This window comes from Vaginisenegalia massiliensis, assembly GCF_900604935.1.
Taxonomy (GTDB): Bacteria; Bacillota; Bacilli; order Lactobacillales; family Aerococcaceae; genus Vaginisenegalia; species Vaginisenegalia massiliensis.
Map to the genome: position 1 here is coordinate 44,527 of NZ_UWPC01000003.1, position 16,108 is coordinate 60,634.

Below are 16,108 nucleotides of genomic sequence, written 5' to 3' on the forward strand. Positions count from 1 at the left end.
TGTTTGTGCTCAACTTATCCACAAGGCCCTTCATTTAATTTTTCAAGCGATCTGTTAATTGTTGAAGTTCTTCTTTAAGTTTAGCATCTATTAAACGACTATCGTTAATCTTTTCATAGGCGTGAATAACGGTTGTATGATTCTTGTTACCGAAATCTTCGCCAATTTTTGGAAACGAAATATCGGTTAATTCACGGGCTAGAAACATGGCAATTTGACGAGGATAGACGATTTCTTTTGTACGTTTTTTTCCTTTAATTTCTGCCACTGAAACTTGATAGTAGCGGCTAACTTCTTGAATAATTTCATCAATTGTGAGAGCTTTTTTCTCATTAGAACCGACAATACTTTGGAGTGCTTCAGCAGCTAAATTGGAGTTGATTTCTTTTCCTTTAATAGCAGCAAAAGCGATAACGCGAACTAAAGCGCCTTCCAGTTCCCGGATGTTAGTATCAATGTTATTAGCAATGTAGGTTAAAGTTTCTGAGTTAATATCTAAGTGATCTTTACTGGCTTTTTTACGTAAAATAGCAATCCGTGTTTCTAAATCAGGTGGGGTAATGTCAGTTGATAGTCCCCATTTAAAGCGGCTGATTAAACGTTCCTCGAGATTATCGATATTATTGGGTAAGCGATCACTGGTTAATACAATTTGCTTTTCATTATTATAAAGCGCATTAAAAGTGTGGAAGAATTCTTCTTGGGTTTTATCTTTATTCGATAAAAATTGGATATCATCGATTAATAAAACATCGATATTGCGATACATTTCGCGAAATTCTTTCTGAGATCCATTGGAAATCGCATTGATAAAGTCATTCATGAACGATTCACTAGTCGCATATTTGATTTTTGCTTGAGGATTTTTACGGTGAATTTCATTTCCAATTGCTTGCATTAAGTGCGTTTTCCCCAATCCAACGCCACCATAAATTAAGAATGGATTGTAGGTTTTTCCCGGACCATCACAGACAGCTAGAGCTGCACCGTTAGCCATTTTATTATCTTCACCGATAACAAAGTTTTCAAAAGTATAATTTGGATTAAGGTGGGAATTAATAAAGATATCATTTTCGATTAATTTATTTTGTTCAGATTTTTGTTCGAGCTTTTCTTCCAACTCTGTTTTATCAGGTAGAATAGTAAAAGTTGGTTGGAATTCTACTCCATATTTTTCTAAACTAAATTGAAGAATATAACCTGATAAATGGCGTTCCCAGTAAGATTTAATAAAACTATTCGGAACAATTAGAGAAATGGATTGATTCGCAATTCGCCGTGGTTTGACTGGAACAACCCAGTTATTAAATGTTGTATCGGATAGAACTTCTTTTAAGTATTGAACAAGTCCTTGCCAAAAGACGTCTTTTTCGTCCATCTGCGTCGGTCACCTCACTTCGATAGTTTGCCCATTTTCCTTGTTAAATAGTATGTTTATTGTATCATAGTCCCTTTTTTCAACAAGTAAAAATGAGTAAATGATTTTATCCACTAATGAACAATTTAGTTATCCACAAGTGCATAAAAGTTGAGGATAAAAAAAGTTCAAAATCATAATTTAAATATATTTGTGGATAAAATTTATTAATAACAGACTGATTTTATCATATTTATCACACTTATGCACAGAAATTGTGGATAAGTTAATATCTTATTAACAATTTGTTTATTTGTGGATAAGTCGATTAGTTTTTTGGGCATAAGGTCAGCTATTTAAAAGATTTATACACAGATAATTATTATTCTGTGCATAAGTTGTGTGTTTTAACTCAGATAAAAATGATTTAATTTGAGATTTCAGCTTGACTTTCACTTGATACTTAATTAAAATAACTTAGTATTGTACATAAATAGTCTATTAGTAGGAGGTGTGTAACTTTGAAAAGAACTTACCAACCAAAGAAACGTACTCGTAAAAAAGTTCACGGATTCCGTAAAAGAATGAGCACAAAGAACGGTCGTCGTGTATTAAGAAAACGTCGTTTAAAAGGTAGAGCAAAATTAGCTGCATAATGAATTTTGAAGGGTACTCTTGTAGTAGCCTTTTTTTTTTTGCTTATTTTTATCCAGCTTTTTGCAAATAAATGATAATTCAATTTTTCTTTTGGCTGAATTTTAGTTATAATAGGATGAAGTGACGGTTTGTAGAGTGGATTAGATGAGGTAGTTTCGTGAAAAAAATATATCGTGTAAAAAAAGAAAAAGAATTTCAAAAGGTATTTAGTGAAGGAACGTCGGTTGCTAACCGCCAATTGGTTCTTTATACTTTTCCAAAAGAAAACCAAGAACATTTTCGAGTAGGTATTTCCGTTGGTAAACGGATTGGTAATGCTGTCAAACGGAACCAGGTTAAACGATATATTCGTCAGGCTTTACATGAATTAGAAGATCAGATTCAACCAGAATGGGATTTCTTGGTCATTGCTCGTCCAGATATTAGCCAACGAGATTTTTTTCAAGTTAAAAAATCGCTCATCCATGTAATGAAACTAACCCACTTACTCGATCAACATCCTGATAAGGATGTAGCAGGAGGATCTAATGAAGAAAACTAAACAATGGCTACAAATAGCCTTATTAATCGGTGTCGTTGTCACCTTGAGTGCTTGTGGTAAAACAGATGCCGTTTCGCAACATTCAACTGGTATTTGGGATCGTTATGTAATCTATACTTTGTCGCAATTTTTATTATGGATTGCTAAATTAGTAGGCAATCACTATGCTTTAGCTATTATTCTCTTTACCATTGTTTTACGTACGCTTCTATTGCCTTTAACTAAAATGCAGATGAAATCGCAACGAGATATGATGGAAATTCAACCAGAATTGGATAAATTAAAAGAAAAATATCCTAACAAAGACCGTCAATCGATGGAAGCAATGCAAGAAGAACAACAAGCTTTGATGAAAGAACATGGGGTGAATCAATATGCAGGTTGTTTACCTCTTTTGATTCAGTTCCCAGTGATGATTGCTTTATACCAAGCAATTGTTCGAACTCCAGAACTTCGTCAAGGACATTTTCTCTGGATGAATTTAGGGAATCCTGATCCTTATTTTATCTTACCAGTTTTAGCAGCAGGATTAACCTTTGCGACTTCATACTTTACGATGAAGGCTAATCCTTCTTCGAATGTAACGACTAAGTCAATGATGTATATGATGCCGCTGATGATTCTCTTTATTTCACTAGGTCTACCGTCAGCAGTGGCAGTCTATTGGGTTATTTCAAATGCTATTACTCTAGCACAAACTTTTATTTATAATAATCCTTATAAGATTTTAGCTGAACGTCAAGCTAAACGAGACGCTGAAAAGGCTAAACAAAAAGCTTTAAAGAAAGCTTTAAAACAAGCAAAAAATAGAAAATAAGGTAAGGAGATTGGATAAAATTATGTTAGAAAATACGACAACTGTCAGAGCTGAATCCGTTGAAAAAGCAATTAAAATTGGTTTAACGCGATTAGACGCTAATCAAGATGAAGTTACAGTCAATGTGATTAGCGAAGGAAAAAAAGGTCTATTTGGTTTTGGTAAACAAGATGCTATTGTTGAATTAACCAAGAAGTCGGATATGACTTTGTCAGAATTAACTCAACAATTAGAAGAAACCCAATCAACAAATAGTCCTGATTTAGGTACTCAACCTCAAGATTCTTGGCAAACTCAAGTGGATTTAGAAGAAAATGAAGCCATAGTTGAACCAGCAGCAAATGATCAATTTGAAATTATTAAAGAAGAAAGAGCTAATCAATTAGTTGCTGAAGAAGAAAATGATTCGAACCATCAAGAAACAGCTAGTGAACAAGAGACTGTAGCTATTCAAAGTCAAGAAGAAATTGATCAATCACGGACCCTTGTAGCTCAATATTTGGAAGCAGTCATTAATGAATATGGCGCACCGGGTACAGTGTCTTATGAAGAATCTGGTAATCAAGTGATTTTCAATATTGATTCACCAAAATCTGGTCTTGTCATTGGTAAACATGGACGGATTATTAATGCTTTGCAAATTTTAGCACAAGTTATGTTACACCAATATGATCGTCGCCGTTTATCAGTTCTTATTAATGTAGGCGATTATCGTGATCGTCGGGCTGGTGTATTAGAACAAATGGCTCAACGCACAGCCAAACAAGTCTTAAAGACCAAACAACCCGTTATCTTAGATCCTCTTCCCTCTTATGAACGTAAACAAATTCATGCGTATTTAAGTAAAGTGGATCATATTAAAACACATTCTGAAGGTAAAGATCCTAATCGTTATTTAGTAGTTGAATATACTGCAAATTAATACTATAAATTAGACTTATTAATGTCTGCTTTCTAGAAAAGGAAGCAGACTTTTTTTATCGGAAAAATTTACAGTAATAAAAGTGCATAAAACTTGCATTACAATCGCTTTCATTATATGATGAAGTCAAATACTTGTATAGACAAATTATAGGAGGGTGTTTGATGGCAAATTTTAAAGATGATGCAGCAAAAATGCTGACTTTGATAGGTGGTAAAGACAACATTTCAGCAGTGACTCACTGTGCAACACGGATGCGTTTTGCTTTAGTTGATCCTGATAAAGCAGATATTAAAGCAATTGAAGCTTTACCGTCAGTAAAAGGTAGTTTTACGCAAGCTGGTCAATTTCAAGTGATTGTTGGGAATGCGGTTTCTGAATTTTATAAAGAATTTGTGGCTTTAGCCGGTGTGGGTGAAGCTACAAAAGACGATGTCAAAAAAGCAGCTGAACAAAATCAAAATATGTTTCAACGGGCTATGGCTTTTATGGCAGAAATCTTTGCTCCAATTATTCCAGCTATTATTGTTGGGGGTCTTATTTTAGGATTCCGTAATATTCTTGAAGGCGTACCGATGGACTTTTTACAAGGAAAAACCATTGTTGAAAGTTCACCTTTCTGGTCAGGTGTCAATTCCTTCTTATGGTTACCAGGTGAAGCTATCTTCCACTTCTTACCTGTAGGTATTACTTGGTCAGTGACCCGCAAGATGGGTACAACGCAAATTCTAGGGATTGTCCTTGGGATTACCTTAGTATCTCCTCAATTACTTAATGCTTATGGAGCGGCTGATGCTTTAGCTAAAGGGGAAGTTCCACAGTGGGATTTTGGTTTATTTAAATTAAACATGATTGGTTATCAAGCCCAAGTTATTCCAGCTATTTTTGCCGGCTTAACCTTAGCTTACTTAGAGAAGTTCTGGCGTAAAGTCGTACCAGAAGTATTGTCAATGATTTTAGTTCCTTTCCTAGCTTTATTACCAGCTGTTATTTTAGCGCATACCATTTTAGGTCCGATTGGTTGGAAAATCGGTCAAGCTATCTCTAGTGTGGTATATGCCGGCTTAACGGGTTCATTCTCTTGGTTATTCGGAGCAATTTTTGGTGCGCTTTATTCTCCACTTGTTATTACTGGTTTGCACCATATGTCAAACGCCATCGATACTCAATTAGTGGCTGACTTTGGCGGGACAGGGTTATGGCCAATGATTGCGCTATCTAACATTGCTCAAGGTTCAGCTGTTCTAGGTGTTTGGTGGTTAACTCGTCACGATGAAAATGAAACTCAAATTACCTTGCCATCAATGATTTCAGCTTATCTAGGGGTCACTGAACCTGCTATGTTCGGGGTGAATATCAAGTATTTATATCCATTTGTAGCTGCTATGATTGGGTCAGGAATTGCCGGTTTAATTGCTACCTCGACCAAAGTAACAGCCAATTCAATTGGTGTTGGGGGTCTACCTGGTTTCTTAGTTATTCAACCAAAATCAATGGTTATGTTTTTTGTCTGTATGGCTGTGGCCATCGTGGTGCCATTTGTTTTAACGATTTTCTTCAACAAGAACAAGATCTTAACCCAAAATACGGTAGAATTTGATATTCCTTTCTTAAAGAAATAAGCCTATTAGATTAAAGGAGTTTTTATGGATTTAGCTAAAAAAGTAATATATCAAGTCTATACAAAATCATTTAAAGACAGTAATGGCGATGGATTAGGAGATTTACCTGGTGTCATTGAAAAAATCCCATACTTAGCCCAATTAGGGGTGGATATGATTTGGTTAAATCCATTTTATCCTTCCCCACAACATGATAATGGCTATGATGTAGCCGATTATTGTGCCATTGATCCGCGTTTTGGTAGCATGGAAGATTTTGAACACTTGGTTCAAGTCTGTCAACAACATAAGATTGATATCATGATGGATATGGTCTTCAATCATACCTCGACAGACCATGAATGGTTTCAAAAAGCCTTAGCCGGTGATGAAACTTATCAAGATTATTATTATTTGCGGCCAGCCAAAGAGGATGGATCGCTACCCACTAACTGGGATTCTAAATTTGGTGGACCAGCTTGGGCACGCTTTGGTGAAACAGAACTCTATTATCTCCATCTATATGATGTCACCCAAGCGGATCTAAATTGGCACAACCCACAAGTACGCTTAGAATTGCAAAAGGTTTTAAACTTTTGGTTGACTAAAGGCGTTAAGGGATTTCGTTTCGATGTCTTGAATGTCATTGGTAAGTCGCCCGTCTTAATCGACAGTCAAGAACCCGGTTCGGCCCAAGAGAAAAGCCTTTATACGGATACTCCTATTGTGCATCAGTGGATTAAAGAAATGAATCAAGCTTCCTTTGGTCAACGTGATGACATTATTACAGTTGGTGAAATGTCTTCGACTAATGTTTTAAATGGTGTTCAGTATTCCAATCCTAGCGAAAAAGAATTATCCATGATTTTTAGTTTCCATCATTTAAAAGTTGATTATCAGGATGGAGAAAAATGGTCCAACCCAGCTTTCGATTTCCTTCAGTTAAAAGCTATTTTAGATGAATGGCAACGAGGCATGTCAGATGGTCAAGGTTGGAATGCCCTCTTCTTAAACAACCATGATCAACCGCGTTCTAACTCACGGTTTGGCGATCCCGATCACTATCCATTTGAGACGCAAACTATGTTAGCTCAAACAATTCAATTCTTAAGAGGAACTCCTTATATTTATCAAGGGGAAGAAATTGGTATGACTAATCCTGATTTTGCCGAGATTGATTTGTATGATGATGTGGAAACCCATAATAATTATCAACTTTTATTGGCAAAAGGTGTCAGTCCAGCTGAAGCCATGTCGATCATTCAAGCTAAGTCGCGTGATACGAGTCGGACGCCTATGCAGTGGGATGATAGTCCTCATGCGGGCTTTACTCAAGGACAACCTTGGTTGAGTGTGGCGCCTAATTATCCACAAATTAATGTAGAGCGAGAATTAAGCCAAGGTCACATCTTTAACTATTACCAAAACTTAATTCGTTTGCGTAAAGAGTATGATGTGATTGCCTATGGAACTTATCGTGGTTTACTCTTAGAGCATCCACAAGTCATGGCTTATGTAAGAGAAATAAAAGATCAACAACTGCTAGTTCTCAGTCATTTTTATCCAGGAACGATTCGTCTTACCCTACCAAGTGAATTTATTGATCGATCAGCTAAAAAGTTAATCGGAAATGGTCCTTTAATGGCCTTGAATTCAGAAATAGAACTTGCTCCTTATGAAACAGTAGCTTTTTATTTTAACGAACAGGCCTAGTCAACTCGAATCAATAACAGGCAGTCAAGCATCTTCCTCAGCTTATGTAGCTAAGAAAGGTCCACTTGGCTGTATTTTTTATGGTAAATTAGACGAGGAATAATTAGCGAATAATTAGTTCAATTTGTTGAGATTTTTGCTATCATAGTAGCGAAGTGTTGATTGCTTAAGAAGATTCTCAATGAAACTCACAGAAAGGTCTTTAGCCATGAAAAAAATTAGCCAATTTCTCTGCTTGTTTGCTTGTATCATCAGTTTAACTGCTTGTAAAAAAGAACCTATGATTAAGCTAAGTAAGGAGAATCAAGCCTCGATTGAAGCCAAAGAAGCTGCTTTGAAAGGAAAGAAAGCAGATGAATCAGCCGGAAAACAAGCTAGTAAAAAGCAAAAAGAAAAACAAGACCTTGCCTTTCCAATTGAGCAAGCCAAATCATTGCCAGAAGGTAGCTTGCTAAGCTTAGCGGCATATTTGCCGGGTCAAGTCAGTCAAAGTTACCACTATCAATCAAGTCAAAGCCAATATGAAGCCATTGTTGAATTACAAAATCCACAAACGGGTTATTTACAAATTCGCGAGAATTACGAACAAGGTTCTAAGACAAAGGTTTATCAGCCATTTGGCGGTCAAATTAATTTGATTTATGAGCAAGAAGAAGCTAAAGCTGGCGAAGATTTAAGCTCGGCTGCCCAAACAAATCCTATTGTTCCATCATATACCCTCTTGGCTGAACCGGTTACGGTTGGGACCACTTGGTCCTATGATCAAGTTCACCAAAGCTCGATTACAGCCATATATGAATCCCTTGAATTAGCAGCGGGACAGTTTAAAAATATTGTTGAAGTGACGACTAAGTTAGATAACGAGACCATGATCCAATATTTTGCCGAAAATGTCGGTTTGATTGCGACTCGTCATATTAATTCCAATGATGGCAAAGAGGAAATCTTAGTATTAGCCAGTATAGAACCAGTCAAAGCTAAATCAGATGCGGCTACCAATCAAGGACTTCATGTGACCTTCAGCAGCCCTAACCCCGCTGGTAAGACTCCCTTGTTAGTAGCTAAAGAAACGGATTTTAAATACAATCCGCAAGAGGACCCAGTCGGAGCTTGGGCCCAACTTTTTCTTCAAGAAGGATGGATGTCAGGACAAAATCGTTTAAATCAAGTGATTGTGGAAGACCAAATCGTTACTTTGGATTTTGCCCCAGGTATTGTTAATGGGATGAATCTTAATCCGGCAACTGATGCAGGGGTTATTCCAGCTATGGTAAAATCGGTGGCCGATTATTACAAAGTTTCTCAGGTGAAATTAACCGTCAATGGTAGTATTATGGCTCCATATAATATTAAGCCACAGCAGCCAGGTATATGGACCGTGGATCCAGCTTGGACAAAAGAATAAGTGATAAGTTTCATATAAATTTAAAAGGTTCGAATCAATCTTGATTCGAACCTTTTTTGTTGGATTTGTGGGTGAAATTAATTGAACCGCGGTTTACGACGAGCGAATTCAGCGAAACGGAATTTTTCCAGACGATGATGCGAGGTCGTATATTGGAAGAAAGTCGTATCTTCAAGGAAGACATGGCTACTTACTTTTATCACGTAGTCCATAGGATTTAAATTCATCAAATCAATATCCATGTTGCTTGCTTTCTCAGCAATGAACTCTTTGGTGGCATAGCCAATGGATAAATTTAGTTGTTGTTCAAAGTATTGGTAGATGGAATCTTTAGCGATGGAGTCAGGAATGCGCTCTACTACACTACAGCGAATATAGTCTTCATCAATAATCATGACTTCTCCATTCATGACCCGAGTACGAACTAGATGGATAAATTTTTCATCCGGTGTGACATCTTCTAAGCCGACAAGAAATTCGGGAGCGGGTACAATCCGATTTTGAATCAGATGAGTAATCGAATTGATGCGTTGTTCTTCTTGGAGTTCTTTATAAGAAACCAAGCCACTAATGGGAAACGAAAAACGATTGTAGTCGAGAACGACGGATCCGCGGCCTTGTTTTTTTTGAATGAAGCCATTTTCTAAAAGAATTTTTTGGGCTTTACGAATGGTTTCTCGTGAGACATTGTATTGACTTGCTAAGTCATGTTCACTTGGAATGAGTGAGCCAATCGGATAAATCCCATCTTTTATTTTTTTTTCAATATCTAAGTAGATTTTTTCGAATTTATTCATAATACACCTCAGGCTCATTGTATCATTTTTTCCAGACAACTGACAGCAAAAAATCGGTTTAAGCTAGATTATTTGGCTATAATAGTAGACAAGTGTTTGCTTTTTGAGAGGACTTTTTGTATAATGCAAATGAATTATCAAATAGGTAGCAGTCAAAGTGCTCACTTTCCGTCAAGTTTATAGGGGGATCGTGTCGGCACTTTTTTTATGCTAAATTTTGGGATTGAAAGGAGATCAAGATGTATCAACAAGACACAATTGCCGCTATCTCAACTGCATTAGGTGAAGGTGCGATTGGTATTGTCCGTTTAAGTGGAGACCAAGCAGTCGAATTTGCCAACCAAGTCTTTAAAGGAAAAGATCTTACCCAAGTGCCTAGTCATACTATTCATTATGGGCATATCTTATCTCCTTTAAATCACCAAATTATTGATGAAAGTATGGTTTCAGTAATGCGGGGACCTCGCTCTTTCACTAGGGAAGATATCGTCGAAATCAATTGCCACGGGGGCATCATCGCTGTTCAACGGGTGTTAGAAGCTTTACTTTATGTTGGAGCTAGACTAGCTGAACCGGGTGAATTTACCAAACGGGCCTTCTTGAATGGGCGAATTGACTTATCGCAAGCGGAAGCCATTATGGATTTAATCCATGCTAAAACTGCCAAAGCCATGGACGCGTCCTTGAATCAATTGCAGGGTTCGCTATCGACTAAAATTCGGAACTTACGGCAAAAGATGCTAGAAACCCTTGCTCAAGTTGAAGTGACCATCGATTATCCGGAGTATGATGGTGTCGAAGAATTATCCTTGGACCAATTAAATCAGATGGCTCAAGAAGTTAGTCAAGAAATTCGGTTGATTATGCAACAAGCCAATCAAGGGAAATTATTCCGTGAAGGCATTAAAACGGCCATTATTGGTCGGCCAAATGTAGGAAAATCCAGTCTGCTGAATCGCTTAACCGGTGAAGATAAGGCCATTGTAACGGAAATCGAAGGAACCACTCGCGATACGATTGAAGAATATGTCAATGTTCGCGGTGTTCCACTTAAATTAATTGACACGGCTGGTATTCGTCAAACTGATGAAGTGGTTGAAAAAATTGGAGTGCAAAAGAGTCGTAAGGTCATGGAAGAAGCTGATTTGGTGATTCTGTTACTCAATCAGGCTGAAGAATTAACCGATGTCGACCGCGAACTCTTAGATTTCACTCAAGGTCAAGAACGGTTGGTTATTTTGAATAAGCAAGATCTGCCCTCTCGCTTAAAGACCGAGGACTTAAGTCAGTGGTTGAATCCTGATCAAGTCTTAACGACATCTATGTTAGATGAAGCTGGTTTGGATCAATTAGAACAACAAATTGAAGCTCGCTTTTTTGCGGGCAAATTACAGACAGCCGATTTGAATTATCTCTTAAATACTCGTCATACCCAATTGCTACAGCAAGCCATCCTCGCTTTAGATGAAGTCCAAAAAGCCTGTGAGATGGGATTGCCCGTTGATTTGATTCAGATTGACTTTACCCGGGCTTGGGATTTGTTAGGTGAAATTACTGGCGATAGTGTGCAAGATGAATTACTGACTAAACTCTTTAGCCAATTCTGTTTAGGAAAGTAGGAAATCGATTATGAAATTAGCTACCATTTGCTATATTGACAATGGTTCTCAATTCTTATTACTTCACCGCAATAAAAAGCCCAATGATGTTCACCAAGGCAAATGGATTGGTGTGGGTGGCAAATTTGAAGCTGGCGAAACGCCGGAAGAATGTGCCATTCGTGAAATTCAAGAAGAAACAGGCTTGATTGTGGAAGAGTTAGAATTGAAAGGACTGATTACTTTTCCTGAATTTACGCCAGAAACAGACTGGTACACTTATGTTTTTCGAGTGACTAAATTTAGTGGTCAAATTGGTCCTTGCGATGAAGGTACGTTGGAATGGGTCGATTATGATCAAGTCTTGGATAAACCGACCTGGGAAGGTGATCTCATCTTCTTGCGTTGGGTATTAGAAGATCGCCCTTTCTTTTCAGCAAAATTTATTTATGAAGCTGATGAGTTCAAAGATTACCAAGTGAGATTTTATCAAAAATAGAAAGGAACGAATGCATGCAAGAATATCAAGCAGGAAATTACGATGTCATCATTGTCGGTGCGGGCCATGCCGGATCAGAAGCGGCTTTAGCATCCGCACGTATGGGATGCCACACACTTTTATTAACTATTTCCTTAGATATGGTGGCCTTTATGCCCTGTAATCCATCGATTGGCGGACCAGCCAAAGGAGTGGTCGTTCGAGAAATCGATGCCTTAGGAGGCGAAATGGGTCGCAATATCGATCGGACCTATATCCAAATGCGTCTATTGAATACCGGTAAAGGACCCGCTGTGCAAGCTCTACGCGCCCAAGCTGATAAAAAGCTCTATTCAGAAACCATGAAGAAAACGATTGAAGCCACTCCTAATCTTGATTTAAAACAAGGCATTGTAGAGCGGCTCTTAATTGAAGACGGTCAATGTTGCGGAGTTATTACTCAAACAGGTGCCGTTTATCGATCACAAGCGGTTGTATTAACGACTGGGACTTCAGCGCGCGGGCAGATTATTATTGGTGATTTGAAATATTCTTCTGGTCCTAATAATACCTTGCCTTCGATTAAATTGTCTGAACACTTAATGGAATTAGGGTTAGAACTTGCTCGCTTTAAGACAGGAACGCCACCACGAATTCACCATGACTCAGTCAACTTTGACGCTATGGAAATTCAACCCGGTGATCAAGCGCCCAACCATTTTTCCTTTTTAACACCGGATGAAGATTATAAAGTGGATTCGACACCGTGTTGGTTGACTCATACTAGTCAAGCTACCCATGAAATTATTCGGCAAAATCTTCACCGTGCTCCTATGTTTACGGGAATTGTTGAAGGAGTCGGAGCACGTTATTGCCCATCGATTGAGGATAAAATCGTCCGCTTTAGCGATAAACCGCGTCACCAATTATTTATTGAACCGGAATCTTTATCAACAGATGAAATGTATGTCCAAGGTTTGTCGACTTCCCTACCCGAAGATGTGCAAGTGGATATGCTACACTCGGTTCCTGGTTTAGAGAAAGCTGAATTAATGCGGTTAGGATATGCCATTGAGTATGATGTAGTTGTGCCTCATCAACTTCGCTTATCACTAGAGACTAAAGCAATCCCTAATTTATTTACCGCAGGTCAAACAAATGGGACTTCGGGTTATGAAGAAGCAGCCGGTCAAGGGATAATGGCTGGAATTAATGCAGCTTTGAAGGTTCAAGGTAAAGAGCCTTTCATCATGAAGCGAAGTGAAGGTTATATTGGAGTAATGATTGATGATTTAGTGACCAAAGGGACTACCGAGCCTTATCGTCTCTTAACGTCACGGGCAGAATATCGCCTACTTATTCGTCATGATAATGCGGATTTACGTTTAACCGAGTATGGTTATCAATTAGGCTTAGTGACTCCAGAGCGTTATCAAACTTTCCAAGCAAAATTAGCTCTCATTGAAGATGAGATGACCCGTTTAGGGTCCATTCGCCTTACACCGAAAACTCCAGGCCTGGCTGAATTTCTTGCGGAAAGACACTCTACTCAATTATTAGATGGTATCTTGGCAATTGATTTGCTACGCCGTCCTGAGATTCGCTACCAAGATTTGGTAACTCTTATTCCTCGTCAGGATCAAGCCCTTGATCGCCAAGCAGCTGAACAAGTGGAAATTCAAGTAAAATATGAAGGCTACATCAAAAAAGCTTTGCAAAAAGTGGACAAAGTGAAGGCTATGGAAGAAAAACAAATTCCTCATGACATCGATTATGATGCGGTCGATAACTTAGCTAATGAAGCTCGTGACCGCTTGAAAAAAATTCAACCTTCTACTCTGGCTCAAGCCAGCCGTGTATCAGGAGTGAATCCAGCCGATATTGCAATTCTTTCGGTCTACATTCAACAAGGAAAGATTGCGCGCCTAGGAGACAAACCAGACGCCACACAAAAGGAAATTTGAGCAAGAAAATTTTATCCCGTCAATAAGAAAACCCGCCTAATCTGTAAAACAGACTAGGCGGGTTTATTTTTGCTTATTCTATTGAATTTGTTGAATGGTTTTGGCGTCTTTTAAGTAATGGAAAATACCCATTAGATTAAGTTGAGCATCTCCTTTAGCATAGACTTCTACTACAATTACATTTTTATCATCTTGATCAGTGGTGACAATGTAAGTGATATTAGAACCAGCCATGGTTGGGTAGGTTTTTTTGATGGCATCAACTGCTTCAGCTTTTACCCCTTCAATTTTTTTACCATTGGAGTCGACAGCTGGTTGATCTTTCTGAGCATTTGTTTCGTCTTTTGAGGTTTCATCTTGGTTGCTAGCATCTTGACTTGAAGAATCCGTACTAGTTGTTTTGAGACCTTCTTTTTCTGCTTGGCTCATGCGTTGATCAAACTCCTTAATCGCAGCTTGAATTTTGTTTTTCAAAGCAGCGGCAATTTTTTTCTTGTCGTTCTTATTAACTTTAGCGGCTTCACGATACCAACTTAGTACATCTGCTGGGTTGGCCTTATTCAAGTCTTCCCATTTAAAATCAGGTAATTGACGACTGATTTTTAAGTATTCGCCATATTCATCACCCTTAAGCAGGCCTAAGTCTGGATATTCTTTCACGATTTGATCGTAGATAAAGCGGTTCACCTTAGCTTGAGGAATGTCTTCTTGGCGAGCTATTTCGCTATAACCGGAAATGGAATTTTTCAAAACAGTGCTTAAGTGTTCGGCATTGATCGGTTGTGTTTTGAGCAATTCTTCTTTTTGACTTGTGACCGTATTCAAATCAATTTGACGGTAATAGGTAAAATTACCAGTTAAAGTATCCATGGTCTGATTGTATTGCCAAGTAAAAGGCAGTTCATTTTCGAGAGCAGCTTGGCCATAATCTTTGACGAATTTTGCTGTATCGAAGTGAAGGGTATAGGTATCAATATTTGGGACAGCACTATTCTTTTCAACTTGTTTCAATTGATAGAATTGCTTGTTCAAATAGATGGATTGTTTGGTCACCACAAAAGCGGGTCCTTGGGTTGAGGCTTGCCATACGCCAACAATGTCATTAGACGCTTGGTTACTTGGCGTTTCTTGAGCAAGGACAATGGATGGTAGACTAAGGGACATCACTAAACTTAAGCTAGCAATTAGCTTGAATAAGGGACGTTTAAATGGATTCATGTAAGCACCTCTTTCATATTCTATATATAATAGTAGTCTTTCACTCTTATATATTAACAAAAATGCTGATAAATAGACATTGTTATTATTCGAAGGAAGTTTGAATAAATTTGGTAAAGAAAACAAGTCTCAATTCGTTGAATAAATTGTCCTTTCTTCAATCAGATAGCCATAGGATCATAGTAAATCAGCCCTAGTATATTAGCCAAAATTTAATCGACTTTATCAGGGTTTTGCATTGCTATTAGGCTGATTTTACGTTAAAGTATAGACGTGTGAAACTTTTTGTTTCACAAATCTATTTGAAGGAGCTAGTCATGACTGAAGAAGAATTTTTAGCGCAATTAAGCCAACATGGCATTCACTTGTCTCCTGAACAAATCCAACAATTCCGTGATTATTATCGTTTATTAATTGAATGGAATCAAAAAATAAATTTAACAGCTTTGACTAATGAAGCCGATGTTTATTTGAAACATTTCTATGATTGTTTGATGCCTTTATGGGTTATGCCCTTAGACTCATATGATCTAACATTATGTGATGTTGGAGCGGGAGCGGGCTTTCCATCAATCCCTCTTAAAATTGTGAAACCTGAGTTAAAGGTAACCATTGTTGATTCACTCAATAAGCGAATTAACTTTTTAAATCTTTTGGTCGAGACACTCGGCTTAGAGCAAGTGATATGTGTACATGGCCGTGCCGAAGAGGTGGGTCAAGATCCTCAGTTTCGTGGTCAATTCGACTTAGTGACGGCCCGGGCGGTTGCAGCCTTAAATATTTTGTGTGAATTTTGTCTGCCTTTAGTGAAGCAGGGTGGTTATTTCTTAGCCATGAAAGGCCAAAAAGCTCAGGAAGAAATTCAAGAAGCCAAAACAGCCATTGCGGTTCTTGGTGCTAAGTTGGTCGAGCAAGAAACGGCTTTATTGCCAATTGAAGAAAGTGAACGTTTTTTCTTAAAGTTGAAGAAAACCAAAGAAACACCAAAAAAATACCCAAGACGGGCTGGTAAACCGGCCAAAGAACCAATTATCTAAGCG

At 38.0% G+C, this 16,108-nt stretch carries 14 protein-coding genes; 11 read left to right on the plus strand and 3 right to left on the minus strand.

What is annotated here, in order from left to right; all coding sequences use genetic code 11:
* Positions 1 to 34: 34 nt before the first annotated feature.
* Positions 35 to 1,378 (minus strand): chromosomal replication initiator protein DnaA, encoded by a 1,344-nt coding sequence (gene dnaA / locus EIH20_RS02345; RefSeq protein ID WP_124057759.1) that lies wholly within the window; start codon positions 1,376 to 1,378, stop codon positions 35 to 37.
* 500 nt (positions 1,379 to 1,878) lie between these two features.
* On the opposite strand from dnaA, the gene rpmH reads away from it, so the two are divergent.
* The 7 genes from rpmH to EIH20_RS02380 all read left to right on the plus strand — a co-directional run bounded on the left by rpmH (position 1,879) and on the right by EIH20_RS02380 (position 9,013).
* A complete protein-coding gene (rpmH, locus tag EIH20_RS02350) occupies positions 1,879 to 2,013 on the plus strand; it encodes a 50S ribosomal protein L34 (RefSeq protein WP_124057760.1) in 135 nt (44 codons plus the stop codon).
* A gap of 158 nt (positions 2,014 to 2,171) precedes the next feature.
* Complete coding sequence (rnpA, locus tag EIH20_RS02355; protein ID WP_124057761.1) at positions 2,172 to 2,555, plus strand: ribonuclease P protein component; 384 nt, start codon at positions 2,172 to 2,174, stop codon at positions 2,553 to 2,555.
* Positions 2,542 to 3,372: a YidC/Oxa1 family membrane protein insertase gene (locus tag EIH20_RS02360; protein WP_124057762.1), complete on the plus strand. Its 831-nt coding sequence runs from the start codon at positions 2,542 to 2,544 to the stop codon at positions 3,370 to 3,372. Before rnpA ends, EIH20_RS02360 begins: the two co-directional genes overlap by 14 nt.
* Positions 3,373 to 3,394: 22 nt before the next feature.
* Positions 3,395 to 4,294, plus strand: coding sequence for an RNA-binding cell elongation regulator Jag/EloR (jag, locus tag EIH20_RS02365; protein WP_124057763.1), 900 nt, complete (start codon positions 3,395 to 3,397; stop codon positions 4,292 to 4,294).
* Positions 4,295 to 4,458: 164 nt separating this feature from the next.
* Positions 4,459 to 5,916 carry a PTS system trehalose-specific EIIBC component gene (gene treP / locus EIH20_RS02370; protein WP_124057764.1) on the plus strand — a complete coding sequence of 486 codons (1,458 nt, stop codon included), beginning with the start codon at positions 4,459 to 4,461 and terminating at the stop codon, positions 5,914 to 5,916.
* Between the two features lie 24 nt (positions 5,917 to 5,940).
* The gene (gene treC, locus EIH20_RS02375; RefSeq protein WP_124057765.1) at positions 5,941 to 7,608 is read left to right on the plus strand and encodes an alpha,alpha-phosphotrehalase; all 1,668 of its coding nucleotides are present in this window, start codon (positions 5,941 to 5,943) and stop codon (positions 7,606 to 7,608) included.
* Between the two features lie 181 nt (positions 7,609 to 7,789).
* Positions 7,790 to 9,013, plus strand: a complete 1,224-nt coding sequence (locus EIH20_RS02380) for a hypothetical protein (protein ID WP_124057766.1) — start codon at positions 7,790 to 7,792, stop codon at positions 9,011 to 9,013.
* A 77-nt stretch (positions 9,014 to 9,090) separates the two neighbouring features.
* On the opposite strand, the gene treR is transcribed toward EIH20_RS02380, so the two are convergent.
* Positions 9,091 to 9,810 (minus strand): trehalose operon repressor, encoded by a 720-nt coding sequence (treR, locus tag EIH20_RS02385; protein WP_124057767.1) that lies wholly within the window; start codon positions 9,808 to 9,810, stop codon positions 9,091 to 9,093.
* 239 nt (positions 9,811 to 10,049) lie between these two features.
* Between treR and mnmE the strand changes: the two genes are divergently transcribed.
* Genes mnmE through mnmG form a run of 3 tightly spaced genes read left to right on the plus strand, consistent with a single transcriptional unit; the run spans position 10,050 to position 13,850 of the window.
* A complete protein-coding gene (mnmE, locus tag EIH20_RS02390; protein WP_124057768.1) occupies positions 10,050 to 11,429 on the plus strand; it encodes a tRNA uridine-5-carboxymethylaminomethyl(34) synthesis GTPase MnmE in 1,380 nt (459 codons plus the stop codon).
* Positions 11,430 to 11,436: 7 nt separating this feature from the next.
* Positions 11,437 to 11,907 carry an NUDIX hydrolase gene (locus tag EIH20_RS02395; RefSeq protein ID WP_164470848.1) on the plus strand — a complete coding sequence of 157 codons (471 nt, stop codon included), beginning with the start codon at positions 11,437 to 11,439 and terminating at the stop codon, positions 11,905 to 11,907.
* 14 nt (positions 11,908 to 11,921) lie between these two features.
* The gene (mnmG, locus tag EIH20_RS02400) at positions 11,922 to 13,850 is read left to right on the plus strand and encodes a tRNA uridine-5-carboxymethylaminomethyl(34) synthesis enzyme MnmG (RefSeq protein ID WP_124057770.1); all 1,929 of its coding nucleotides are present in this window, start codon (positions 11,922 to 11,924) and stop codon (positions 13,848 to 13,850) included.
* Between the two features lie 78 nt (positions 13,851 to 13,928).
* Here the strand turns inward: mnmG and EIH20_RS02405 are convergent, their stop codons facing one another.
* Positions 13,929 to 15,068: a hypothetical protein gene (locus EIH20_RS02405; RefSeq protein ID WP_124057771.1), complete on the minus strand. Its 1,140-nt coding sequence runs from the start codon at positions 15,066 to 15,068 to the stop codon at positions 13,929 to 13,931.
* 317 nt (positions 15,069 to 15,385) lie between these two features.
* On the opposite strand from EIH20_RS02405, the gene rsmG reads away from it, so the two are divergent.
* On the plus strand, positions 15,386 to 16,105 hold the full coding sequence (rsmG, locus tag EIH20_RS02410) for a 16S rRNA (guanine(527)-N(7))-methyltransferase RsmG (RefSeq protein ID WP_124057772.1): 720 nt from the start codon (positions 15,386 to 15,388) through the stop codon (positions 16,103 to 16,105).
* Positions 16,106 to 16,108 lie beyond the last annotated feature (3 nt).